Genomic DNA, 25261 nt, shown 5'->3' with positions numbered 1-25261 from the left:
ACTCTGGCCTTACGGATTCCCGAATGCTGATCATTGTTGGCGCCATCCTTGTCACCCTGTGCGTCTTCGGCGGCTTCATGCTGGCCGGCGGCAACATCATGACGGTGGCCGAAGCGGCCGCGATTGAGCTCTTCATCATCGGCGGCGGTGCCTTCGGCGCCTTCGTGGTCGCCAACTCCATGAAGACGCTGAAGGCCGCGATCGGCGGCACCCTGGCCCTGCTGAAGCCGGCCAAGTTCCAGCGCGCCGACTACATCGACCTGCTCAAGCTGCTGTACGAGATCCTGCAGAAGATCCGCAAAGACGGCCTCATGTCGATCGAGGACCACGTCGAGAACCCCGCCAACAGCGCGATCTTCCAGAAGTATCCGAAGGTGCTGGAGGACCATCATCTGCTCGACTTCACCACCGACTGCCTGCGCTTGATCGTCGGCGGCAACCTTGCCCCGCACGAACTGGAGGGTCTGCTCGAAGTCGAGCTGGAGACCCACCACAAGGAGGCGCACACGCCCAGTCACGCGATCCAGAACGTCGCTGACGGCCTGCCCGCCTTCGGCATCGTCGCCGCCGTGCTCGGCATCGTGAAGGTCATGAGCATCGTCGGCGATGCGCCACCGGCGGTGATCGGTCAGAAGGTCGCCTCGGCGCTGGTCGGCACCTTTCTCGGCATCCTGCTGGGCTACGGCTACGTGGGGCCGGTGGCGAACGCGCTGGGCGCGCGCGCGGATGAGGACAGCAAACCCTTCGAGATCGTCAAGATGGCGCTGATCGCCTACCTGCGTGGCTATCCGCCGCAGGTGGCGATCGAGTTCGCGCGCAAGCTGCTCTTCAGCGACGTGCGGCCGAGCTTCCAGGACCTTGAAGCCGAACTGAAGGCGGCGAAGTGAGGCGTCTGCTGATGGAGCCGTCGATCAAGCGCGCGGAGACCCGGTATGGCTGACGCCCAGCAACCGATCATCATCAAGCGCGTCAAGAAGGTTGCCGGCGGCCACCACGGCGGCGCCTGGAAGGTGGCCTACGCGGATTTCGTCACCGCGATGATGGCCTTCTTCCTGGTCATGTGGCTCGTCGTTTCGATGCCTGAGGAAAAGCTCTCGGGCATTTCCGAGTACTTCAAGAATCCGAGCGTGCTGCGCGGCACCTCGCAAGCGCCGCCGCCGGCCGCCATGGGCGCCGGTGGATCGGGCACCAACCCGGTCAAGATCGGCCCGACCAACATCTCGCCGACGATGGACGGGGAAGGTCCCAAGATCGGCGAGGTGGAAGAAGTGCCCGACGCCGAAGAGGCCAAGCGTCTCGCCGAAGAGGAAGAGAAGCGCCAGCTCGACTCCCTCAAACAGGAGCTGGAGGCCGCCATCGAGATGAGCCAGGCGCTGCAGCCCTTCAAGGACCAGTTGCTTCTGGACATCACGCCCGAGGGACTGCGTATCCAGATTGTCGACCAGCAGAATCGCCCGATGTTCGACAGCGGCAGCGCGACGCTCAAGGACTACACCCGCCAGATCCTGAAGGAGCTGACGCCCTACATCGACAGCGTCGACAAGCGCATCAGCCTCTCCGGCCACACCGACACCACCCCCTACGCCAGCACGACGGGGTACTCGAACTGGGAACTGTCTGCCGACCGCGCCAATGCGGCGCGGCGCGAGCTGGTCCGCGCGGGCCTGCCCGAGGACAAAGTCTCGCGCGTGGTCGGGCTGTCGTCCTCGGTGCTGTTCGACAAGGACCAGCCGACCAACCCCATCAACCGCCGGATCAGCATCATCATCATGAACAGGGCCGCGGAAGACGCCGCGCGCCGAACGGATGGCTTCGGCGCGGAAAGCGCCGACGATGAAGCCGCGCCCGCGACGCCCGAGGGTTCAGAGGGCGCCAGCGAAGCGCCCGCCGACGCGCCAGACGGCGCGCCCGCCGCGGCAGCCGACGCCGATCCCAACGCCACCGCAGGCGCCCTGCGGGCGCAAGGCATCGAAACCCGACCGCGCACCTGAGCCGCGCAGCCTCGTTCGAGGGCTGCTCAGGGACGGGCGGCCTCGCTGCGCAAGCGTTCGGTCTCCTCGCTGCCCAGCCAGCGCTTGATCAGAGCGCGCGCCAGATAGAGCAGCGGAATCATGGCCAGCGCCATCGCCACCTTGTAGCCGTAGTTGACGGTGCCGACCGCCAGGAACAGCGAGATCGGCCACTGCTGCGGCCCGATGACGAACGCGATGTAGAGCACGATGAAGCTGTCGAACAGCTGCGACACCAGGGTCGAGCCGGTAGCGCGCAGCCAGATCAGTCGCTCGCCGGTCAGGCGGCGAATGCGCTGGAACACCGCCACATCGATCAGCTGACCGATCAGGAACGCGGTGACCGACCCCCCGATGGTCCACAGGCCCTGACCGAAGATCGCCGCGAACGCGGCCTGCAGATCCGGCACGCCCTGCCCTGCCCCGGCCTCGCGCCACCAGCCTGCCGGCGCCAGCGCGATCGCGGCATAGGCGAACAGGAAGGCGTAGAGAATCAGCCCCACCGTCAGCCAGGACACGAAACGCACGCCGCGCGGACCGAAGTATTCGTTGATGACGTCAGTCATCACGAACACCACCGGCCACAGCAGCACGCCGGCGGTGAAGCTGAGCGAGCCGGTCTGGCCGAACAGGTTCCAGTTGAAGGGCGCGAGCCCGAGTGTGTCTTCGAGCGCGAAGATCTTGACGCCGATAAACTCCGCCAGGATTGCGTTGGCGACGAAGAAGCCGGCAAGAACGACGAACAGACGCTGACTGCGCGGGCTCATGCCTGCGGCTTCTCCTGTGATTCGCGGTTGAAGGGGATCTCCTCGGGGCTCACCGCGCCGCCGGAGATGATGAAGGCCATGGCCTGGTCCACGGTCCACTCGGTCGGTGTGAGGTACTCCACCGGCACGATTTCGAGATATCCCGACGTGGGATTAGGCGTGGTCGGCACGTAGACGGCCGCCAGTTCACGGCCCGTGCCCTCTTCGCGGATGATCCGGGTGACGAAGCCGATTACCTTCATCTGGCGATGCGGAAAGTCGATCAGCACCACGCGCTGGGCGCCTTCGGGTTTGGTCTGCAGCGCTGACAACAGCTTCTTGGTCCCGCCATAGATCGCCTTGACCAGCGGAATGTGGTCAATCAGGGCATCGAGTGCGGTCAGAAGGCGCTTGCCCACCACGCGATTGGCCAGCCAGCCCAGGGCATACAGGCTGAGCAGGGTCAGCACTACAGCCAGGGAGAAGCGCAGTGAGCCGGTATCGAACAAGCGCCCAAAGCTCGGAAAAACCCGCGTCAGCGCATGCATGAGCGCATCCACCACGGGCGCGCCAAAGCGCGAGAGCTGACGCAGGAGGAACTCGAACACCACCCAGGTCAGCCACAGAGGAAACACCGTCAGCACACCGGTGATCAGGTAGCGCTGGATGTGCAGGTTCCAGCGTCGCTGCGGCGGGTTCTCGACCGCGCTGCCGCGTTCGCCAGGCTCAGACGGGGAAGGCATGGGCATTCACTTGGCACTCGACATGGGCGTCAGGGCTGGGCAGTCGGAAGATTGTCGGCGTCGACCTCGCGCAGCAGTCGCAGGCCGACATCATCGTAGCCGCGGCCGCTGTCACCCTCCGCCACCGCGAGCCGCAGATCGGGCGCGAAGCTCTCGCGCCAGGATCCACCGGCCAGCAGATGACGCTCGCAGTTGGAGCCCCGCGCGCAATCAGCCAACCATTCGGCGACATTGCCGGTGAGATCGGCGAAACCCAGCGTGTCGACGCGGAAGCGCCCTGCACCGCTGGTGTTGCGCACGCTGTCGCGGCAGCCGTCGCGCTCGGCAAGGTTGGCCTCGGCGCAGCGCGTGGGGCGCTGTCCGGCCTGCGCGGCGTGCCGCCATTCGCCCAGGCTGGGAAGGCGGTAGCGAGCGCCGGTGCGCGCACTCAGCCACGCCGCGTAGGCACGGGCGTCGGCCTGACTGATGCAGACCACCGGCTCATCCTCGGCCTGCTCGAAGCCGGGCGCGTTCCAGCGACGGCGGAAGGGCGAGGGAATGAGGCTGTCGCGACGCCGGCAGGGTGCCGCCTCGCGACGAGTCGCTGCGGCAAAGCGTGCGTACTCGGCGCGCGTGAGCTCTCGCTGCATGAGCGCGAAGGGACGCTCCACCCGGGAACCAGGAAGCCGCGCGGGCACCAGCAGCAGCGGCGGTGCGCCGGCATCCGCGAGGCGCATCCCCGCTGCCGGCAGCCCGGCGATGCGGTCGGCCAGCGCTTCCAGCTCCGGACCGCTGCCGCCCAGCTCCCGCCAGCGTCTGAGCAGCGCTTCGGCACCTTCGCGGTCGAGCGCCCGCAGATTGGCTTCGACGCGCTCGCGCATCAGCGCGCCCAAGGCGCCGGCAAAGCGCTGCCAGCCCGGCCGAGCGTGCAGGCGCGCGCTATCGGCCAGGAGACGCGCCTCCTCGACGCGCTGCAGGGCCTCGTCGTCGCGGCCTTCAGTCAAGGCAGCCACAGCGCGCTGCGAGAGTCCATCAAAGACGGCGTCGAGGCCCAGCAAGGCGTCTTCCCGCGCCGGGTCTGCCTGCAGCACCGCAAGATAGCTCTCGGCCGCATTGGCACCCGCAGGGGTCACGAGATCGCCACGCGCCCGCTGCAGCGCGGCCTCGTCCAGTCGACGCTGGATAGCGGCGATAGCGGCGGGGTCGAGCGTGGTTCCAATCTCGCCCGCGGGCTCCGTGACCGCATCCGGCGCATCGCCTCGCTTCGACTCCAGCGCCACCACCAGCACCAGGCTGAGACACAGCCCCGCCAGCAGGAGCACCGGCGGCGAACGCAACGGCTGGGCGCGCGCCTGCAGCCAGATCCGCCGCAGGTTGAAGCCAGACAGCGTGCGCGCCGCGAGCGCATCCAGCGCACGCTGCATCGCATGTGCGTTGCGAAAGCGCCGACGCGGGTCCTTGGCCATGGCCTGATCGATGAAGCCCTGCCAGTGCGCTAGGCCCTGCGGCAGGCGCGGCACCGGGCTCTGCGCGTGCATCAGCGCCAAGGTCAAGGCGTCGCTGGCCCGGAACGGCAACTCGCCGGTGAGCAGTTCGAAGGTCAGCACACCCAAGCTGTAGAGATCGGCGCGGCCGTCGACGTCCTCGCCTCGCGACTGCTCGGGGCTCATATAGCCGCCCGAGCCCATCGCCAGGCCGTCACTGGTGATGCGCGCATTCACACTGCGTCGCGAAAGCGCAATGCCGAAATCGGCGAGCTGCGGGCGGCCGCCGCTGTCGAACAGAACGTTCTCGGGCTTGACGTCGCGATGCACGATGCCGCGCGCATGCGCATAGCCCAGCGCGTCGAGCAGGGCCGTCAGCACGTCGATGACCTGGTCCTCGTCGGCGCTGAGGTCGCGCTGCGCGAGATCGCCGCGCGCCAGATACGGCATGACGTAGTAGGGGCGTCCGTCGAGCGTGCGGCCGACCTCATGGATGCCGACGATGCTGGGATGCTCCAGCCGCGCGATGATCCGGGCCTCGCGCTCGAAGCGCTCGGCGCGCTCGGCGTCGACGCTGGCGTCCTGCGCCATCACCTTGATCGCCACCTCGCGGTCCAGCGACAGCTGCACCGCCAGATAGACCACGGCCATGCCGCCGCGGCCCAAGGGGCGCAGGACGCGGTAACCGTGGATCTGCGGCAGGCCGTCGGCGGCAGCCGGGGCCAAGGCGGGATCGGAGCTCATGCGGAAGCGGGCGCCATCACGTTCGGGCTCGCGAGCATAGGCGAGCGCCGCGCGCGCCGCGAGCCCGAGGCCGGGCTCAATCCGCTTCGCGCTTGCGGCGGATGTAGAGCTGCTTGCGCACGCGCGCCACGGTGTCGCCGTCTTCGTCGATCACATCGGTCTCGAACCAGTGCAGCACCTTGCGCTCGCTTCGCGCCTGCTCGCGCAGCCGATGCACCAGCTCGGGCTCCAGATGGAACTCGGCGCGCACGCGGCCTCGGCCGGGTTTCACGAACTCGATCTCGCCGGCCTTGTCCCAGACGATGAACTCCCGACCCAGCGACTCCATCGCCAGCAGCATCCAGAACGGGTCCGTCATCGCGAACAGACTGCCGCCGAAGTGGGTGCGCACGTAGTTGCGGTTGTACCAGCGCAGATCCATGCGCACCCGCGCGCGGCTCCAGTCGCAGGCGATGTGCTCGACGCGGATGCCGGCAAACAGAAACGGCGGCCAGAGATTGAAGATCCAGCGCAGGCGGCGTGGGGTGATGCGCATCGATAGCGTCCGTACGGCCGAGTGGGTGCGCGAGCTTGTAGCGGATCACGCGTCTGCGCGACCGTGCCATTGGCCTCGCTTCGGCGGCAGAGGGACGCAGCGCGGAGGCTTCGGAAAACAGAAAGGGCAGGCCTCGCGGCCCGCCCTTTCCGTAGGTCGGCGAAACTCCGAAGAGGATCAACCGCCGGCTTCGTCTTCCAGCACGGCCTTCATCGACAGGCGGATACGGCCCTGCTTGTCGACTTCCAGCACCTTGACCTTGACGATCTCGCCTTCCTTGAGCTTGTCGGAGACCTTCTCAACGCGCTCGGAGGAAATCTGCGAGACGTGCACCAGACCGTCCTTGCCGGGAGCGATGGTCACGAAGGCGCCGAAATCCATCAGCTTGGCGACCTTGCCCTCGTAGATGCGGCCCGGCTCGACGTCGGAGGTGATCTGCTCGATGCGGGCCTTCGCGGCCTGCGCCTGAGCGGCATTGACCGAAGCGATGACAATCGTGCCGTCATCCTGGATGTCGATCTGGGTGCCGGTCTCCTTGGTGATCGACTGGATGGTCGCGCCACCCTTGCCGATGACCTCGCGGATCTTGTCCGGGTGGATCTTGATCGTCAGCAGGCGCGGGGCGTACTCGCTCATCTCGGCGCGCGGCGCGTTGATGACCTTGTTCATCTCGCCGAGGATGTGCAGTCGACCGGCCTTGGCCTGATCGAGCGCGATCTTCATGATCTCCTCGGTGATGCCCTCGATCTTGATGTCCATCTGCAGGGCCGAGATGCCCTTCTCGGTGCCGGCGACCTTGAAATCCATGTCGCCCAGGTGGTCTTCGTCACCGAGGATGTCGGACAGCACGGCGAAGGCGCTGCCTTCCTTGATCAGGCCCATGGCGATACCGGCCACCGGCGCCTTGATCGGCACGCCCGCGTCCATCAGCGCCAGCGAGGAGCCGCAGACCGACGCCATCGACGAGGAACCGTTCGACTCGGTGATCTCCGACACGCAGCGGATGGTGTACGGGAACTCTTCCATCGACGGCATCACCGCCAGCACGCCGCGCTTGGCCAGACGGCCGTGGCCGATCTCGCGACGCTTCGGGCCCATCATCGGACGGGTCTCGCCGGTGCAGTAGGGCGGGAAGTTGTAGTGGAACAGGAAGTGTTCCTTGTACTCACCGGACACCGCATCGATGATCTGACCGTCGCGCGCGGTGCCCAGCGTGGCCACCACGATCGACTGGGTCTCACCGCGGGTGAACAGGGCCGAGCCATGAGTGCGGGGCAGCACGCCGGTGCGCACGGCAATCGGACGCACCGTGGTCAGGTCGCGGCCGTCGACGCGGCTCTTGGTGGCCAGCACCATGGCGCGCATGGTGTGGTACTCGAGGTCGCCGAACTCGGCGAAGAACTGCTTGGTGGTCCAGCCGTTCGCCTCGAACTGCGGCTCGATCGCCGCGAGGACGTCCTTGCGCAGGGCGTTGATCGCTTCGCGACGCTCGGCCTTGGTCTGGATGCGATAGGCCTTCTCCAGGCGATCGCCCACGGCCGCCTTGATGGCGTCGATGAAAGCGGTCGCCGGCTCCGGTGCCGTCCACGGGAAGGTGCTGACGCCGACTTCGGCGACCAGCTCGTTGATCGCATTGATCACCGTCTGCAGCTGCTGATGGCCGTAGACCACCGCGCCCAGCATGACTTCTTCGGACAGCAGCTTGGCCTCGGACTCGACCATCAGCACCGCGTCCTTGGTGCCGGCAACCACCAGCTCCAGGTCGGAGGTGGCCAGCTCGCTGGCGGTCGGGTTCAGCAGGTACTGGCCGTTCTTGTAGCCGACCTTGGCCGCACCGATCGGGCCCTTGAAGGGCACGCCGGTCAGGCACAGGGCCGCCGAGGCACCGATCATGGCCGGGATGTCGCCATCGACTTCCGGATTCATGGACATCACCGTGGCGATGACCTGGACCTCATGACGGAAGGTTTCCGGGAACAGCGGGCGGATCGGACGATCGATCAGACGCGAGGTCAGCGTCTCTTTCTCGGTCAGGCGACCTTCGCGCTTGAAGAAGCCGCCCGGGATGCGGCCGCCGGCGTAGAACTTCTCCTGGTAGTCGACCGTGAGCGGGAAAAAGTCGATGCCGTCGCGCAGGCCCTTGTTGGCAACTGCCGTGACCAGCACGACGGTGTCGGCCATCTTGACGAGGACCGCACCGCCGGCCTGGCGGGCGATTTCACCCGTCTCCAGCGTGACCTGGTGGTTTCCGTACTGAAAAGTCTTGGTTACTTTCGCCACGTTTGACGTCCCCTTATGGGCTTAGCGACGGATGCCGAGGCGCTCGATGAGCGTCTTGTAGCGATCGCCGTCCTTGGATTTGAGATAGCTCAGGAGGCGACGGCGCTGGTTGACCAAGCGGATCAGACCGCGACGGCCGTGGTGGTCAAGCTTGTGGATCTTGAAGTGCTCGGTCAGCTGCTCGATGCGAGCCGACAGCAGGGCCACCTGCACTTCCGGGGAGCCGGTGTCGCCGGGGCCGCGCTTGAAATCTTCGATGATCTTCTGGGTGTCGATGGACATGTGAACCTCTTGGATGCGGGAACCGCAGGAACCCCGGAATGCATGCGAAAACGCACGCGCGGAGCACCGCGAGGACCGCCGTGGTGGGGGTGTGGGTTTGCCGCCTCGAAGGCTGCGAGCGAAAGGCAGGCCGGCCGGAGGGGCGCGAAAGTGTAGTCCACGCGAGGGTTTGCCCACAACCGCGAAGCCAGAGCATGAACTTCACGGCCGGCCCTGGACACCGGTCGACACGACTTGCCCTTCGGCTCGCGCATGACCATCGGGCATCGCCGCGCACCCGCGGAAGCGAGATCCTGAGCGCCTGAGATCGCCTGCGCTGAACTCACTACGACGGATCGCGGTCTTCGCCGCGTTGCATTCGCAACCCTCCTCACTCTGCCTGAGCACTCCCCCTTCATGACTTCGCGCTCCGCTGCCTCCCGTCGATTCCGCCCTGCCCTGTTCGCCTATGCGGCCGTCTTCGCCAGCGTGCTTGGCGGCGGCTACTACTGGACGACCCTGCGTGAGGACACGGCACTCAGCTACAGAAGCGCGCCTCTGGAGCGGGGCGACCTGCGGGTCGCCATCTCCGCGACAGGCGCCCTCAAGGCGCTGTCGACGGTGGACATCGGTTCACAGGTGTCCGGGCAGATCCTGGAGGTGCTGGTCGACTTCAATGATCGCGTGACCCGCGACCAGGTCATCGCCCGTCTCGACCCGGCCAACTACCAGGCGCGTCTGACCCAGACCCGCGCCGCGCTCGCCAGCGCGCGCGCCAGCCTGCAAGAGGCGATGGCCGCCCAGAAGAACGCCGAGGCCGACTACGCGCGCAAGCAGGAGCTGATTGGACGCCAGCTCGTCTCGCGCGCTGAAGTGGATCTCGCCGTTGCCGCCCGCGAACAGGCGGTGGCGCGCGTGGCCTCCGCCCATGCGCAGATCGAGCAGGCCGAAGCCAACGTGGCCAATGCCGAGCTCGACCTCGCCTACACGGTCATCCGCGCGCCGGTCGACGGCGTGGTGCTGAGCCGCACGGCCGAGCCCGGTCAGACCGTGGCCGCCAGCTTCCAGTCGCCGGTGCTGTTCCAGATCGCCGAGGACCTGAGCCAGATGCAGATCGAGCTCAGCGTCGACGAAAGCGACGTCGGCCAGATCCGCCCGGGTCAACCGGTGAAGTTCACGGTGGATGCCTTCGCCGGCCGCGACTTCCGCGGCGAGGTCAAGCAGGTGCGGCTCGCCGCGGTGAACACCCAGAACGTCATCACCTACCCGGTCATCATCGCCGTCGACAATCCCGACTTCAGCCTGCTGCCCGGCATGACGGCCAACGCGAGCATCGAGGTCAGCGAGCGCCGCGGGGTGCTGCGCGTGCCCAACGCGGCGCTGCGCTTCAAGCCGACCGACGCGCCCGCCGAGAATCCGATGGCCCGCATGTTCGGCGGCGGCAACCTCGCCGACGACCTCGCCCGCATCGCCATGGGACTGGAACTCAAGCCGGAGCAGCAGGCCGCCTTCGAGGCCGACGCCACCGCGGCGCGCGAGCGCGCCGAACGCATGCGCCAGCAGATCCAGCAGCGCATGGCCCAGGGCAGCGGGGGCGGCGGCGGCCCCATGTTCGCGATGGGCGGCGGCGGCCCCAGCCAGGCGCAGATCGCGGCCGGCATGACGGCACGCATCCGTGAGGGCTACGCGGGATTCCTCGCCACACTCGACGAAACTCAGCAGCAGCGCTTCGATGCCCAGCTCAGTGAGCTGGTCAACGCGCGCGCCGTCACGGTCTATGTGCTGCGCGACGGCAGACCGGAAGCCGTGCAGACGCGAGCAGGCCTGTCGGACAGCAGCCACACCGAGATCGTCGGCAGCGCGCTCGCCGAGGGTGATGCCGTGATCACCGGCACCGAGGGCGGCGCATGACGGCTGCCGCGCCCGTCATCCACTGCTCTGACCTGCGCAAGGTCTACGCCGAAGGCACCGCCGCAGAAGTTGTCGCCCTGCGCGGCGTCAGCTTTGACATCGCCCACGGCGAGTTCGTCGCCATCATCGGCCCCTCCGGCTCGGGCAAGTCGACCTTGATGAACCTGATCGGCTGCCTCGACTCACCCAGCGCCGGCCGCTACCTCTGCGACGGCGTCGATGTCGCCGAACTCGACGCCGCCGGCCGCGCGCGCCTTCGGCTGGAGAAGATCGGCTTCGTCTTCCAGGGCTTCCATCTGCTGAGCCGCATGTCGGCGCTGGACAACGTGATGCTGCCCTTGACCTATGCCGGCGTGCCGCCGCAGCTGCGCCGCGAACGCGCCCAGCAGGCCCTCGCCGAGGTGGGCTTGGCCGACCGCGGCAAGCACCGCCCCAGCGAGCTCTCCGGCGGCCAGCAGCAGCGCGTGGCGATCGCCCGCGCGCTGATCAACCGTGCGCCGATCCTGCTCGCCGATGAGCCCACCGGCGCGCTCGATTCGCGCACCGGCGAGGAGATCCTCAAGCTGTTCCAGAACCTGCAGGCGCAGGGCCACACCATTGTGCTGATCACCCATGATCCCGATGTGGCGGCACGCGCGGATCGCGTGCTGTCCATGCACGACGGCGAACTGAAGGAGCTGCCCCGATGAGCCCGAACCCGCCGCAGACCTTCGTGCCGCCGGGGCGCGTGCGCTTCCGCGACATCCTCTACATGGCCCTGTTCGCGCTGCGCGGCAACTGGCTGCGCAGCACGCTGACCGCGCTCGGCGTGATCATCGGCATCGCAGCGGTCATCGTGATGGTGTCGGTCGGCCAGGGCACCCAGGCCCAGCTCGACCAGACCATCTCGCGACTCGGCTCGAACCGCATCGACGTGATGCCCAACTGGGGCCGTCAGGGGGCCGTGCGGATGGGCGCAGGCAGCATCTTCTCGCTGACGATGGACGACGTCGAGGCCATCCGCGAGCGCATTCCTGAAGCGCGCTTCGTCAGCGCCACGGTGCGCGGCGGCGCGCAGGTGATCCAGGCCGAGCAGAACTGGAGCACCCAGTGGCAGGGTGTGCAGCCGGACTTCTTCCGCATTCTCGACTGGACCCTGTCTGCGGGCGACGAAGGCGAGCTGGCAGGCTTCGACGGCACCGACACCGTGGTGGTGCTGGGCCAGACTGTGCGCGAGAAGCTGTTTGGCGAGGACGATCCGATCGGCGCCACCATCCGCATCGGCCGCGTGCCCTTCACTGTCGTCGGCGTGGCGAATCCGAAGGGCCAAAGCGGCTGGGGCGGCGATCAGGACGACACCGTGTTCGTGCCCCTCGACACCGCACGCCGCCGGCTGATGGGTCAGATGCAGCTGCCGCCCGGCACCGTGCAGGGCATCGTCGTCGGCACAGCCTCGTCGAAGGACATGGCCAAGGTCGAGGCCGACCTCAACGCCGTGCTCAAGGAAACCCACAAGATTCCGCCCGGCGGCGAGGACGACTTCATCGTCCGCAACCTGACCCAGCTGGTAAGCGCGCGCAACGAGACCACCCGCCTCATGTCCATGCTGCTCGGCGCCGTCGCCGGCATTTCGCTGGTGGTGGGCGGCATCGGCATCATGAACATCATGCTGGTCTCGGTGACCGAGAGGATCCGCGAGATCGGTTTGCGCATGGCGGTCGGTGCCGGGCCGAAGGAGATCCAGCGGCAGTTCCTCGCCGAGGCCATGATGATCTCGCTGGGCGGCGGCATCATTGGCATCGCCATCGGCATCGCCGGTGCCCTGCTGGCCGGCCGCATCGGCGCCCTGCCCGTCGAACTCAGCTTCGAGGTGATCGCACTCGCCACCGGCTTCGCTGTCGCCACCGGACTGTTCTTCGGCTACTACCCGGCGCGCAAGGCGGCCCAGCTCGACCCGATCGAGGCGCTGCGGCATCAGGGCTGAGGGCCGGGATTCGGGATTCGGGATTCGGGATTCGGGATTCGGGATTCGGGATGAGCGTACGCGCGCCTGGGCTCTGTCGGCCGAGCGAAGGCACCTGCCCATGCCCCTCGCAAAGAGGCCGGTCATCCCCGCCGGAGCGGGGATGACCGTCCTGCGAATCGCAGCCGCCCTTACGGTTTGTCAGCCTTGAAGTACGCGATCATGTCGAGCACTTCCGGGGTCACGCGGCGGATGCCGTTGACGTAGACCTCGCCAGCACTGCAGGTCGTGCAGCTCTGCGTGCTGACCACGCCAAACACGACATGACCCGAGCCGTTCCAAGCGTCGGTGAACACCGCCGACCCGGAGTGGCCTCGGCTCAGGTCGCAGTTGGTGGTAAAGCGCGCCGCCCAGCCGTCCGCACCGTTGCTGCCAAAGCTGCCGATCTCGCAGGGTTTGGTGTCCTGGTAGGCCCAACCCTGCAGGCTGTTGTTGACGCGACACTCGAACGGGGCCTCGATCTCGCCGCAGGCCGGGTAGCCACGGTTGTAGCACTGGCCACCGAGGTAGCCTGGGCCAAAGGGCACCTTGTCGCAGTAGTCCTCGATCGTGGCTTGAGCGGTTGCAACGTAGCCCAGCCAGCCGGTCTGGCTGCCCGGCGTGCCGTCCAGCACGATCAGGCCGTAGTCGTGGTTCCAGGCATCGCGGCTGGCGCGCCAGGCGGCCGGCGTGTAGTACCACACCCCCTGTTGTTCGCCGTAGGGCTCGCAGCTGGCGTTGTTGCAGCTGCCCTCTCGGCCCGCGCGGAAGCGCCCGCCCAGGGTCCAGGTGCCCTCGAAGCTGCCGTCGTCCTGCTCGATCCAGCCAAACAGGCAGTGGGCGGCGGTCAGCACATGGCGACGCCCGACCAGGGTGCCCGAGCAGCCCCAGTCGAGGCCGCCACCGATCTGACCCATGGCGCGATAGGGATAGCTGGTGTTGTCGAAGCGACGGGTGCGGCTGTCGTGGCCATTGCTCCAGCCTTTGGCGTCGCCCAGCAGCGGCATCTGCGCCTCGGCGCGGGCGCCGGTCGGGTCGTTGGCAGGGCCTTCGTAGCCCTGCTCCCAGCCAGCTTTGGCCGCCAGCATGCGCAGGCCGCGCGCCGTGCCGAGCGGCAGCTCGACCAGGTACTCGTCGCCGGTACGAACGTTGACCGCCACCCAGTGCCGCGCGTCCAGTTCATCTGCCATCGACTTGAGGCGGTCCTCTACTTCGTCGCTACGGGGCTCCGGCAGCGGTGACGGCGCGCCGGCCGTATCGATGTCCCCGAAGCGGGCCTTGCCGAGGTGTTCCCAGCGCACCTCGACGCTGGACTTGGCCGGCACCAGCTCGCTGCCAAAAGCGGCCTGCAGGTCGAGGCTGCGGTATTCGACCTGGGCGGGAGTGGCGCTGGCGGCAAGGCCCAGGCCCAGCAGCAGGCCGCTGCGAATCAGATGGATCGTGTTCATGGCGGAACTCCTCAAGCATCTAGGGCGTCTGACGTCCCGGCGGGCAGACAGGCTCCGCGCGTCGTCAGGCCTGTACACGTGGCGCCGCGAGGGAAACGACAGCCAGCGGCAAGCGCGAGGACGGGCGGACGGCGCGGCCTTGCGGCACCGCGACATTCCGCAGCGCGGCCGCGCCGGCCGTATGATTCAGCCACCGCACAAAGCCGCGACCGCCCATGGATGCCGAGATCACTCAACTCCTGCAGCGGCACCGCGCCGGCGAGCGCGCCGCCTTCGACGCGCTGGTGCCGATGGTCTATGCGCGCCTGCACGAGATCGCCAGGCGCCAGCGGCGGCGCGACGGCCTCGGCGGCGAGACGCTCTCAACCACCGCCCTGCTGCAGGAGGCCTGGCTGCAGCTGGTCGACGAGACCGGCGTGGACTGGCAGAGCCGCACCCACTTCTTCGCGATCTGCGCCCGCGCGATGCGGCGCATCCTGGTCGATGCCGCGCGCGCGCGCGGTCGCGATAAGCGCGGGGGCGGCCAGCCTGATCTCACCCTGACGCCCGACCTGGTCGCCATCGACGAGCAGGCCGAGGACATCCTTGCCGTCGACCTCGCGCTGGAGCAGCTGCGCCAGTTCAACGAACGCTTGGCCCAGGTGGTCGAGTGCCGCTACTTCGGAGGACTTAGCGAGGAGGAAACCGCGGCTGCGCTCGACACCTCCCTGCGCACCGTGCAGCGCGACTGGCTGCGCGCCCGCGCCTGGCTGCTCAAGGCCTTCCAGGGCGAGCCGTGAGCCTCGACCGCCGCATCGAGATCGATCGCCTGCTGATGCAGGTTCTGGATCTGGAGGACGACGCGCGCCCCGCCTTTCTGGCCGCCATCGAAGACGCCTCGCTGCGTGCCGATGTCGAGGAGATGCTGGCGCTGTGCGAGTCCGACACCGATCCCTTCGCCCTGGATGCCGCGGCCGCGGCGCGGCTCATCGATGCGGCAGCGCAGAGCAGCGACCCGGGACTGTCGACCCGCCTTGGCTTCGACGAGGCCGAGCTGCCCGAACAGATCGGCGGCTGGCGAGTTCTCGAACGGATTGGTCAGGGCGGGATGGGCGAGGTGCTGAAGGTCGAGCGCATCGATGCCGGCTTTGAGCAGCTCGGCGCGCTGAAACTGATCCGCTCGGGTTTTGCGATCGGCGAGTTCGCGCGACGCTTCCTGCAGGAGCGGCAGATCCTGGCGCGCCTCAACCATCCAAGCATCGCCGGCCTGCTGGACGGCGGTCGCGATGCGCAGGGGCACCCGTACCTGGTGATGGAATACGTCGATGGCGTGCCCATCGACCACTACTGCGATTCGCTGCAGCTCGGCCTCGACGCACGCATCGAATTGTTCATCGAGGTCTGCCGTGCGGTCGCGCACGCGCACCGCAGCCTGGTCATCCATCGCGACCTCAAGCCCTCCAACATCCTCGTGCGAGCCGATGGCCGGGTGAAGCTGCTCGATTTTGGCATCGCCAAGGTGCTGGGCGAGGGCGCAGGCGAAGACCCACTCGCCACGCGCATCGAGCAGCGCATGTTCACCCCGGACTACGCCTCACCGGAGCAGGTGCGCGGACAGCCCGTCACCACCGCGAGCGACGTCTATCAGCTCGGTCTGCTGCTGTACGAACTGCTCTGCGGCCACCGCGCCCAGCGTGTCGGCCACACCGGGCCCGCCTCGATCGAACGTGTCGTCTGCGAGCAGGACCCGACCCGCCCCAGCCAGCGCATCGGCAGCGGCGACACCGAGCTCGCCCTGCGTCGTCATCTGCAGCCGCATCAGCTGCGCCGCCGACTGCGGGGCGATCTCGACACCATCGTCGGCAAAGCACTGCAGAAACTGCCCGATCGCCGCTACGGCACCGTCGACGAACTGATCGACGACCTGATCCGCTCGCGCCAGGGCCGAACCCTGCACGCGCGCCCGGACACCTGGCGCTACCGGATGGGGCGCTTCGTGCGCCGGCATCCGGTGGGTCTCGCTTTCGCTACGCTGACCTTGGCCTTGCTCAGCGTCTATCTGGTGACCCTGAACCTGCAGGCGCAGGCGCTGGAGCGTGAGCGCGACCGCGCGCAGGCCGAGGCTGCCAAGGCTCGCCAAGTGCAGAGCCTGATGCAGCGCCTGTTCGAAGGCATCGACCCCGATGTCAGCGGCGGCGAACCCCTGAGCGTAGAAGCCTTGCTCGACCGCAGCTTCAGTCAGATCGAAAGCGAGTTGGACGCATACCCAGAGGTGGAGACCGAACTGCTGCTGACCGTGGGGGATGTCTATCAGGCGCTGGGCAACTACCCGCGTGCGGACGAACTGCTGGGGCAGGCGCAGACACTGGCTGAGGCTTTGGAGGCCGAGCAGCCCCTGCTGGCAGCGCAGGTGTATCGCAGCCGAGGGCGTTTGCTTGGCCAGGGCAATGAACTTGAAGAGCCGGAGGCTCTGCTGCAGCGGGCCCTGGGGTTGTTCAGGGCAGCGCGGCCGGACGAACCACTGCAGGTGGCGGAGACTCTGTTTCATTTGGCCAACGTGTTGCGACGCAGCGGGCGAATGAGAGACGCCCTTGCGGTCAGCCATGAAGCCTTGTCCTTGCGTCGCAGCGCGGGCCCTGGCGGCGAACTGGACGTTGCCCGCAGCCTGAGCCAAGCGACCATGATCGAGCGTCGGTTGGGCAACTCCGAAGGCATTGAGGCCATGCTGCGCGAGTCGATAGCGCTGATGACGCCACGGCTTCCGGCAGCCCACCCGCGACTTGCCGATACCAAGGCCTATCTGGCGATGGTCTTGCGCGACGAGGGAAAGCCTGCGCAGGCAATCCCGCTTTATCTGGAGGCCATAGCCGCACTGCAGGAGAGCCGCGGACCATTCCATCCCACCGTTGGCGTCGTGGTTGGAAACTACGGCGGAATTCTTGCGGAACTGGGGAGACACCCGGAGGCCGAGCTCGCGCACAGAAAAGCCCTGGAGATACACAGGCGAAGCTTTGGGAACAAGCACGCAAGAGTCGCACTCGCCCTGAACGCTTTGGGGTTCAGCCTGGAGCACCAGCAGCGTATCGAGGAAGCGGAAGACGCCTATCGGGAGGCTTTGGTTGCACTTCCAGAAACACATGCGTCATGGGTAGACGCGCTCCGCCAGAATCTTGGAAGGACCCTGCTCAGGCTTGGCCGTCCAGCGGAAGCCCTGGCCGAGTTCGACCAAGCCCTGGCCACCGTTGGAAGGACCGACACAATTCAGCGTGCGGTGCTCAAGTATTGGCGCGCCGAAGCACTCCATCAGGCAGGACGCTCAGACCTCGCAGAAGCCGCTGCGTCCGAGTCCATAGCGCTGTTTGCCCGAGAACTGCCCGAAAGCGCAGAGCTTGCCAACGCTCATCGAGTGCGGGGAAGCGCGTTGGCCTCGACTGGGCGTACGAACGAAGCACTCATCGAGCTGGAGACTGCCGTCGCGATGTGCGAGAAGCTTTGCAGGGCGCCACCTCACTGGTTGGAGCCCACGCGCACCGAGATCCTGCGCCTTCGCGGACCTCGCACGGATTGACGCGCCCTCGCCCTCCATCGAACCCGAGGAGGTTGCGGCCAGGTTCGTCCGCTCACTGAGTCGAGCTTGCGCACGTCCCCGCTATCTCGACGATCAGTGATCGAGCATTGTTCCGTCCGTTCCACTCGACAACCTGAGCGCTGCTGTCCACGTGGGCGAAGATTTGCCAGATGCCTGGCGGCAGAGCCAATTGGCCCTGGATCCGTTGAGTTCCACCGGGGGGAAGGCTTGCCACGACGCTCGCATCAAGCTGCAGACCATAGCGCTGCTGCAACAGCATGCTGCCCTCGGTTTCGCCGGAGCGAGCGGGTCCCACGTTCTCGACCGTATAGGCGTAGTTGAATAGGCAGCGGCCATCGCGGAACCCGATTGCCTCACTGGCCTGCAGCCGGGCGCGCTCAACCCAAAGGAAATCACGCCCCGCAAGGCTGACTCGATGCCCGGGCTTCAAATCAGGTCGCGGAACTGCGATCGGCGGATCCCAGTCCTCGATATTGCAGGACTGGGTTGAGTCATCACGTTCTGGGGCTGTAGTGCTCGACACTCCGCCAACCACCGGCTCGTCGCACTCATCCGAGGTCGCCACGTCCGGCTTCTCGGCCTTCGTCAAGCCCATAGTGGGTAAGGTCCCACGCAGCGGGCAGCCACCCGCTGTATTGCCAATCTCGATTCCGAGTACGTTCAAGTCGGGCTGACCGGGCAGGCTGCGGGTTCGGAGCACAGCACTGCTTGGCGCCCCTGCAGGGCAGCCACTGCTGGCGCGAAGAACAATGCGCTCCGCGATGATCTCGTTGCGGGGCCCTCGCAGCTGGCCCTCGTAGCCTCCTGTCGACGAGCCCTGCAGCTGCAGCAAATAGCTTCCCGGGCGCAAGTCCAGGCCGGGGGTGGGCTGGGCGGGCGCGTAGTTCAGCCTTATCACCTGAAAGCTCGTCACCGCGGCTTGGGCAGCTGCCGGGTCGGCCGGGGCAGAGGCGCCAAGCGCGGTGACCAGGGCGAGCGCAAGGGCGCGGCGGGGTTGGGCGATTGCAGTCATGAGTGTCTCCGTCTACATGGGAAGGGGCGAACCCCGCAGGCTTGCGCCAATCGATGGGGTGCCCGAGTCTGTCCGGGCGCCCTGATGCATAGAGTCGCCGCCCCGCGGCGAAACCCGCCATGCATCCGCACATTTCCATCTGCCCTGCGTTCCGGGGTGAGCGAGACCTGCAATGGCTGGGTGTCGATTCGGCAAGCTTTCGGGCAAGCAGGCGCGAAGTTTTCTGCCGAGGCTTCGCTTCCTGTACAGCGGAGCTTGCTTCGCTGCTCTTCAGGTCTCGCCCGCCCCAAGGCTTCAACCGAACCAGATCGGCTCTATGGACGCGCAGTGGCTTGTGAGCTTCGGCGGTGGCGGGCATCGGCTCGCGATGACGACTTACAAGTCGGAGGCCGGCTGTTGCCTCTGCCTTTCAGTCCTGGAGTTCGCCATGTCCATCACCCCCGCCGCAGCTTTTGCTGAGCCGCTGTCCGATCTCTACAGTCGCCTGAAGCGGATCGCCGGTCGCCAGCTCGGTCAGACGCCCTCGCCTGCCACCCTGTCGGCCACGGTGCTGGTGCACGAAGCCTATCTGCGTTTCGCTGTCGCGGGCCGTCTGGACGTTCGCGATGATTCGCACCTGCTGTCGCTGTGGACGCGAACGATGCGCCACGTGCTGATCGACTACTGCCGCGCCCGCGCCACCGCCAAGCGCAGCGGCCACAAGCTCGACATCGACGAGCTTGACTGCGCAGAACGCGCCGATCCCGATGCCCTGCTCGCGCTGGAGCAAGCCTTGCGCGCGCTCGACGCCCACGATCCGCGGCTGGCCCAGGTCATCGAGCTGCGGGTGTTCGCCGGGCTGGACAGTGCCGGCGTCGCCGCCCAGCTCGGCGTGGACGTGCGCACCGTGCAGCGCGATTGGGTACGCGCACGGGCCTGGCTGCAGGACGCTGTGGATCCCCGCTAAGGTTCCGCGTGCCGGCGCGTCGCTGAGCGATCCTGCGAGCGCGACGCGTGTTCGCCTCCGCTTGGGGGTGGCTTCGCTTGGCCGCCGATTGGCGGAATGCAGGCGTGGACCGAGACGAGCGTGGAGCTTCGGTGGGTCAAGACCCACCCTATGGGCTCCTTTCTCGGCCTCAGCCGAGCGCGCCACCGGCTGCGATGATTTCCTCATCGCCGGGCAGCACGAGGAAGGCCGCGCCGGCGAGCGGGGTGAAGGTGTCGGCGCCGACCACGCGCTTCAGCGGCGTGGCGCCGAAGCCGGCTTCGACGATGGCGGTGATGATGCCCTCGCCCACGCCAGCCGAGCGTCGGCCTTCATCCACCACGAGGATGCGCTTGGCCGACTTCGCCTGTTCGGCGATGAAACCTTCGTTGAGCGGCTGCAGCCAGCGCAGGTCGACGACTCGGGTGCTCCAGCCGAGCTGCTCCTCCCACGCGCGCTGGGCGCGCAGGCACATGGGCACGGCGTTGCCGAAGGTGAACACGACGAGGTCATCGCCGGTGCTGCCGTCCTCGGGCGCATACACCCTGCCCTCGCCCAGCGGGATCGCCTGATCGGGCGCGGGGTACTGGGTGAGCCAGCCGCCGTCGCCGGGGGCGTGCAGGTCCTTGGCCATGTACAGCGCGATCGGCTCCAGGAAGGCGCAGACCCGGCCGTCGACCTTGGCCAGCGCCATCAGGGTGCGCAGCATCATCGCCGCATCGTCGCCGCGCGAGGGGCAGGCCACCACGAGGCCCGGGATGTCGCGCAGGGCGGTGATCGAGTTGTCGTTGTGGAAGTGGCCGCCGAAGCCGCGCTGATAGCCGAGCGAGGCGATGCGCATCACCATCGGGTTGCGATACTGGCCGTTCGAGAAGAACTGCAGGCTGGCCGCCTCGCCGCGGATCTGGTCGCAGGCGTTGTGGAAGTAGGCCAGGTACTGGATCTCCGGGATCGGCAGCATGCCCATGTTGGCGTAGCCCTGGGCGAGGCCAAGGATCATGGTCTCGTCGAGCAGGGTGTTGAACACGCGCTTGCCCGAGAAGGTCTTGAACAAGCCCTTGGTCACCGTGTAGACGCCGCCCTTCAGCGCGACGTCTTCGCCGAACAGCAGGCTCTCCGGGTACTTGGCCAGCAGGTCGTGCAGGGCCTGGTTGATCTGGATGGCCAGATGCTTGGGCGCCTGCTTCTCGGGCAGCTTGTCTTCGCCGCCGAACACCTTGAGACGCGCGTCGGTGTAGTCGGCACGCGCAGCTTCGGCCAGCACCTTGTCCGGCGTGTAGGGCGCCAGCGGCGCCATGACGTCCTCGAGCGTCGACAGGCGCGGGCGCCGGTCGGCGTCTTCGGCGGCAGCGAAGCAGCGCTTGCGCGTGTCCTCGTACAGCGCCAGCAGGCTGTCGGCGGTGTACAGGCCCGAGCGCAGCGCGATGTCGGCCGACTTCAGCAGCGGGTCGGTGGCTTCGACCTGCACCAGCTCTTCGATCGAGCGCCACTCGATCTCGAAGTCGGTGCCGGCGTGGCCCATGATGCGGGTGGTGCGCAGGTGCAGGAAGGTCGGGCGGCGCGTGCGCCGGCAGTGCTCGACGGCGCGCTGCACGTCGGCCCAGCCGTGGGCCAGGTCGAGGCCGTCGGCGTAGAAATAGTCGAGATCGCGGCGGCCTTCAAAGTTCGCGCGCACCCAGTCGCGCGGCGTTTTCACCGAGATGCCGATGCCGTTGTCCTCGCAGACGAACAGCACCGGCGCTGGCAGGCCCTGATACGCCGTCCAGGCGGCCGCGTTGAAGGCCGTCTGCGCGGTGGCATGGTTGCTGGACGCATCGCCAAAGGAACAGATCGCGATGCTGTCGTCCGGGATCGGCAGGGCGTGGCCGATGCGCTTGGCCTGTTCAATCGCGATCGCTGTGCCCAGGGCCTTGGGCAGGTGACTGGCGATGGTCGAGGTCTGCGGCAGCACCCACAGCGGCTTCGAGCCCCAGACCTTGTGGCGGCCGCCCGAGGCCGGGTCGTCCTTGCTGGCGGCAAAACTCAGCGCCGAATCCATGATCGGATCGCGTGGTTTCCCATCAGTGCCGGGCAGCTTGCGGAAGCGCTCGGCCATGAAGCCGCCGCTGCGGTAGTGCAGGAAGGCCGGATCGGTGTGGCGCGCGGCGCGGGCCACCATCGCATTGCCTTCGTGGCCGCTGCTGCCGATGGTGTAGAACACCTTGTTCTGCACCCGCAGCACCCGCGCCATCAGGTCCAGATGCCGGCTGATCAGCTGCGACTTCAGCAGCTCATCGAAGGCCGCCGCGCTGAGCGCGCTGCCCGGCATCACCGGCTCGCCGCCGGATGCAGGCTGCACGCCGCCGCGCCAGTCGCGCACAAATTCGATGAAGTTCTGGTCGCAGATCTCGGCGCGATTCAGGCCGCGCATGCGGGCGGGGATGGGGCTGTGGCTGGGCGTGCTCATGGACTCGGGGGGTGGCCAGGCGGGGGCGCCGGAAAGCGGCGAATGATACGCGGGAGCCCCGCTGTTTCGCAGATCGAGCGGTTCAACTCTCGATGCGGTTGCGCCCTGAGGCCTTCGCCCGGTAGAGCGCTTCATCCGCCCGCTGGATCAGACGCTCGTGGTGATCCAGCCCGGCATACGAAGCCAGCCCGATGCTCACCGTGACACGGAGCCCCGGCTGCAGCATGCCGAAGTCGTGGCACTCGATCGCGCTCCGCAGCTGCTCGCACACGCGCCTCGCCTCCTCCAACCCCGCCTTCGGCAGCAGCACGGCGAACTCCTCGCCACCCCAGCGCGAGGCGATGTCCCAGCCGCGCATCCGCTCGCGGATCAGCAGGGCGACATCGCGCAGCGCTGCATCGCCAGCGGCGTGCGAACACTGGTCATTGATGCGCTTGAAGAAGTCGATGTCGATGAGGGCAAGGCATAGGGGCTCGCCGCTGCGCTGGGCGGCCGCGAAGCTGTCTGCCAGCAGGGCATCGAACGCGCGCCGGTTGAACAGGCCGGTGAGGTAGTCCTCGCTCGCTTGGCGCTCGAACGCCTGCGCCTGCAGCTGCAGGCGATCCGCCAGCTGCCCGCGCTCCTGCGCCAGCTGCGCCAGGGCCTGGGCTTTGGCGGCAAGGGCCGCCGTCTTCTCTTCCACCAGGCGCTGCAGCCGGATCTGCGCGCGCTGCAGCTGTGCGAGGCGAAGCTGCACCGCTGCGACGACAGCGAGCAGCGTCAGCAGGGCGAGCACCGCCCGCACCCACGTGCGCTGCCACCAGCGCGGGGCGATCTCAAGCACCAGCGGGGCCGGCGCGCTCCAGCGGCCGCCGGGGTTCCTTGCGGCCGCCTCGAACCTGTAGCGGCCCGGCGCTAGCGCCGTGAACTGCACGCTGTCGCGGTTGCCGACCTCGATCCACGCAGGATCGAATCCGCGCAAGCGATAGCGGAACTGGATGCGCTCGGGCATCTGCAGGCTCATGCCCACCAGATCGATCTCGATGCGTCGGCTGCCGGCCGGTATCCGTACGACCTCGCCCAGCGCCAGACTGCGCTCGTCGACCCGCAGCGCTTTAATCCGGGTCGGCACCGGCGGCGCGAGCGCCAGCAGCACGCTGGGCGGATCCACGATCGCCAGCCCGCTGGCCGTACCGAACCACAGACGGCCGTCCCTGCGCGCGAGCGCGGCAGGGCCCGCGGCGCCATTGCACTGGGCGCTTTCCATGCCGTCGCTCTCGTTGAAGTGACGCACCGGCAGCGTCTGGCGCTGGCCATCTGCGACGGCCTCTGCCGCCGCGGTCTCGATCCGATACAGACCGCGGTTGCTGGTCAGCCACCAGCCGCCGAACGCATCCGGAACAATCTGGAACACCGCATCGACCGGGACTCCGGCCGAGCGCCCCACCCGCCCGCTCGGCCCTTCGCGCCAGCGCAGAAGGCCGAGGTCCGTCGCCATCCACACCGAGCCGTCGGCGCTTTCGTGGAAGTCGAAGATGTCCTTGTAGGGCTCCTGCCCGAGCTGCAGTTGGACCAGACGTCCGGACTCGATCATGGCGGCGCCGTTCGACGTGCCGATGAAGATGCGACCGCGCGCGTCCTCGTGCAGAGCGATGACGAAATCGCGCGGCAAGCCCTCGGCGACGGTCCAGTTGCGGATCGCGCCATCGCGCAGTTCAGACAGCCCGAGCGTGGTGCCCACCCAGAGTGCGCCGTCCGAGGCGCGCAGGATCGCCCGAACCTGATCCCCGGCGAGCCCGGAGGCGCGGCTCGCCTCCACGCGGATGCGCTCGCCGTCCCAGCGCGCGAGGCCGCCTGCAGCGGTGCCGATCCAGAGCCCCCCGTCCGCTTCGGCCAGCAGGCTCAGCACCGACTCCATGGGAAGGCCCTCGGCCTGGCCGAAGCGCCGCACGCCTTCGCTGCCGATCCGGAACAGCCCGGAGCTGGTGCCGGCCCATAGGGCGCCATCGGCGGATTCAGCCACCGCGCGCACATAGGGCGTGGACAGCCCCTGTCGGCGCGACAGCACCCGCACGGGCGGCAGGCGCAGCCGGAACAGACCGCCGTTGGTGCCGACCCAGAGGCTGCCCTCACGGTCCTCAAGCAGCGCGGAGACGCGGCTGTTGGGCAGGCCATCCGCGGTGTCCAGCCGCTCGATCTTGGCGTCGGGCCCCAGCGGCGCGCTCATGCGCAAGAGGCCGTGACTGGTGGTGCCGATCCACAGATCGCCGCGCCCATCCAGCAGCAGCCGGGTGACCTGGTCCAGCGGCAAGCGTTCGGACAATGGCGCGAAGCGCCCGCCCGCATCGCTCCGAAGTACCCCGCGATCGGTGCCGATCAGCGCGCCGCCCCCGGCGAGCGGCAGCACCGCCAGAACCGTGCCGGCATGCAGCCCCGAATCCGCCGCGGGCAGGATGACCTGATCGCCGTCGATCCACGCAAGCCCACGCGTCGTCCCCACCCACAGACGGCCGTGCGCGTCTTCGACCAGCGAGTTCACATAGCTGCTGGGCAGGCCCTGCTCCGTGGTGAACTGACGTTGGGTGCCGTCAGCATCGAAGCGGAACACGCCGGAGTTCTCGCCGCCGGCCCATACCCGCCCTGCGGCGCCAGGCGCCACGCTGATGATGGCGTCGACAATCGTCTGACCGTTGGGACGCAGAAACTCCCAGCCCTGAGCATCGCCGCGTGCGATACCGTCGCGGGTCGTGGCGAGCAGGATGCGACCTTCAGCATCCACAGCCACCGCGCGGATGGCGTTGCCGCGCAATCCAGGCAAGCTGCCCGCGTCGAACACGCGGAACTCGCGTCCGCTGTAGCGCACCGCGCCCTCCAGCGTCGACATCCAGAGAAAGCCCGCGCGATCCTGGACGATGCCCGAAACCAGGTTGTGCGGCAGGCCCTCGCGTCCACCCCAGCGTTCGGCGTAGTACTCGGAGAGGGCGGCGCGCGGCGGCGCGTGATTCGCAGCAGCGACACGCTGCGTCAAACCAGCACAGAGGACGCAGAGGAGGACGGCAAGCGCCGCGACAGGAATCCGCGCGAACGGCTGAAGACGCAGAATGCCGCTCACGAAAGTCGCCACTGCCGTCGCGTCCAGAAGGGCTCCACTGCCGAAACCGCGCCCGCAGG

Annotated in this window: 18 protein-coding genes; 8 read left to right on the top strand and 10 right to left on the bottom strand. The window is 67.8% G+C overall.

Features of this window, described 5'->3' with window-relative positions; genetic code table 11:
• The first annotated feature begins 23 nt into the window (after positions 1-23).
• Positions 24-887, top strand: a complete 864-nt coding sequence (gene motA / locus H4O13_05665; GenBank protein ID MBE5314875.1) for a flagellar motor stator protein MotA — start codon at positions 24-26, stop codon at positions 885-887.
• A gap of 45 nt (positions 888-932) precedes the next feature.
• Positions 933-1991 (top strand): flagellar motor protein MotB, encoded by a 1059-nt coding sequence (gene motB, locus H4O13_05660; protein ID MBE5314874.1) that lies wholly within the window; start codon positions 933-935, stop codon positions 1989-1991.
• Between the two features lie 26 nt (positions 1992-2017).
• Here motB and H4O13_05655 read toward each other — a convergent pair whose 3' ends face one another.
• The 6 genes from H4O13_05655 to rpsO all read right to left on the bottom strand — a co-directional run bounded on the left by H4O13_05655 (position 2018) and on the right by rpsO (position 8802).
• Positions 2018-2776: a queuosine precursor transporter gene (locus H4O13_05655; GenBank protein MBE5314873.1), complete on the bottom strand. Its 759-nt coding sequence runs from the start codon at positions 2774-2776 to the stop codon at positions 2018-2020.
• Complete coding sequence (locus H4O13_05650; GenBank protein ID MBE5314872.1) at positions 2773-3498, bottom strand: DUF502 domain-containing protein; 726 nt, start codon at positions 3496-3498, stop codon at positions 2773-2775. Before H4O13_05650 ends, H4O13_05655 begins: the two co-directional genes overlap by 4 nt.
• A 29-nt stretch (positions 3499-3527) precedes the next feature.
• The gene (locus H4O13_05645; protein MBE5314871.1) at positions 3528-5705 is read right to left on the bottom strand and encodes an SUMF1/EgtB/PvdO family nonheme iron enzyme; all 2178 of its coding nucleotides are present in this window, start codon (positions 5703-5705) and stop codon (positions 3528-3530) included.
• A gap of 76 nt (positions 5706-5781) precedes the next feature.
• Positions 5782-6240, bottom strand: a complete 459-nt coding sequence (locus tag H4O13_05640) for a DUF4442 domain-containing protein (protein ID MBE5314870.1) — start codon at positions 6238-6240, stop codon at positions 5782-5784.
• A gap of 177 nt (positions 6241-6417) precedes the next feature.
• Entirely contained in the window at positions 6418-8520 is a 2103-nt protein-coding gene (pnp, locus tag H4O13_05635) for a polyribonucleotide nucleotidyltransferase (protein ID MBE5314869.1), read from the bottom strand.
• Positions 8521-8541: 21 nt separating this feature from the next.
• Positions 8542-8802 (bottom strand): 30S ribosomal protein S15, encoded by a 261-nt coding sequence (gene rpsO / locus H4O13_05630; GenBank protein ID MBE5314868.1) that lies wholly within the window; start codon positions 8800-8802, stop codon positions 8542-8544.
• Between the two features lie 396 nt (positions 8803-9198).
• On the opposite strand from rpsO, the gene H4O13_05625 reads away from it, so the two are divergent.
• The 3 genes from H4O13_05625 to H4O13_05615 are packed head-to-tail and all read left to right on the top strand — an operon-like array spanning position 9199 to position 12655.
• The gene (locus H4O13_05625) at positions 9199-10692 is read left to right on the top strand and encodes an efflux RND transporter periplasmic adaptor subunit (GenBank protein MBE5314867.1); all 1494 of its coding nucleotides are present in this window, start codon (positions 9199-9201) and stop codon (positions 10690-10692) included.
• Positions 10689-11381, top strand: a complete 693-nt coding sequence (locus H4O13_05620) for an ABC transporter ATP-binding protein (protein ID MBE5314866.1) — start codon at positions 10689-10691, stop codon at positions 11379-11381. Before H4O13_05625 ends, H4O13_05620 begins: the two co-directional genes overlap by 4 nt.
• Positions 11382-11419: 38 nt before the next feature.
• The gene (locus H4O13_05615; protein ID MBE5314865.1) at positions 11420-12655 is read left to right on the top strand and encodes an ABC transporter permease; all 1236 of its coding nucleotides are present in this window, start codon (positions 11420-11422) and stop codon (positions 12653-12655) included.
• A gap of 170 nt (positions 12656-12825) precedes the next feature.
• Here H4O13_05615 and H4O13_05610 read toward each other — a convergent pair whose 3' ends face one another.
• A complete protein-coding gene (locus H4O13_05610) occupies positions 12826-14121 on the bottom strand; it encodes a trypsin-like serine protease (protein MBE5314864.1) in 1296 nt (431 codons plus the stop codon).
• A 215-nt stretch (positions 14122-14336) separates the two neighbouring features.
• Between H4O13_05610 and H4O13_05605 the strand changes: the two genes are divergently transcribed.
• Together H4O13_05605 and H4O13_05600 are read left to right on the top strand one after the other, a co-directional pair.
• Positions 14337-14900: a sigma-70 family RNA polymerase sigma factor gene (locus tag H4O13_05605; protein ID MBE5314863.1), complete on the top strand. Its 564-nt coding sequence runs from the start codon at positions 14337-14339 to the stop codon at positions 14898-14900.
• Positions 14897-17668: a serine/threonine protein kinase gene (locus H4O13_05600; protein ID MBE5314862.1), complete on the top strand. Its 2772-nt coding sequence runs from the start codon at positions 14897-14899 to the stop codon at positions 17666-17668. Before H4O13_05605 ends, H4O13_05600 begins: the two co-directional genes overlap by 4 nt.
• Before the next feature lie 52 nt (positions 17669-17720).
• On the opposite strand, the gene H4O13_05595 is transcribed toward H4O13_05600, so the two are convergent.
• On the bottom strand, positions 17721-18701 hold the full coding sequence (locus tag H4O13_05595) for a hypothetical protein (protein ID MBE5314861.1): 981 nt from the start codon (positions 18699-18701) through the stop codon (positions 17721-17723).
• A 427-nt stretch (positions 18702-19128) separates the two neighbouring features.
• On the opposite strand from H4O13_05595, the gene H4O13_05590 reads away from it, so the two are divergent.
• Positions 19129-19647 (top strand): sigma-70 family RNA polymerase sigma factor, encoded by a 519-nt coding sequence (locus H4O13_05590; GenBank protein MBE5314860.1) that lies wholly within the window; start codon positions 19129-19131, stop codon positions 19645-19647.
• Positions 19648-19816: 169 nt separating this feature from the next.
• Here H4O13_05590 and H4O13_05585 read toward each other — a convergent pair whose 3' ends face one another.
• Together H4O13_05585 and H4O13_05580 are read right to left on the bottom strand one after the other, a co-directional pair.
• Positions 19817-22111, bottom strand: a complete 2295-nt coding sequence (locus H4O13_05585) for an MFS transporter (protein MBE5314859.1) — start codon at positions 22109-22111, stop codon at positions 19817-19819.
• An 82-nt stretch (positions 22112-22193) separates the two neighbouring features.
• The gene (locus H4O13_05580; protein MBE5314858.1) at positions 22194-25118 is read right to left on the bottom strand and encodes a diguanylate cyclase; all 2925 of its coding nucleotides are present in this window, start codon (positions 25116-25118) and stop codon (positions 22194-22196) included.
• Positions 25119-25261 lie beyond the last annotated feature (143 nt).

It is taken from the genome of Lysobacterales bacterium, from assembly GCA_014946745.1.
GTDB lineage: Bacteria > Pseudomonadota > Gammaproteobacteria > Xanthomonadales > Xanthomonadaceae > Aquimonas.
The sequence above is the reverse complement of the archived record's forward strand: the minus strand, read 5'-3'. Positions and strand labels throughout refer to the sequence as shown.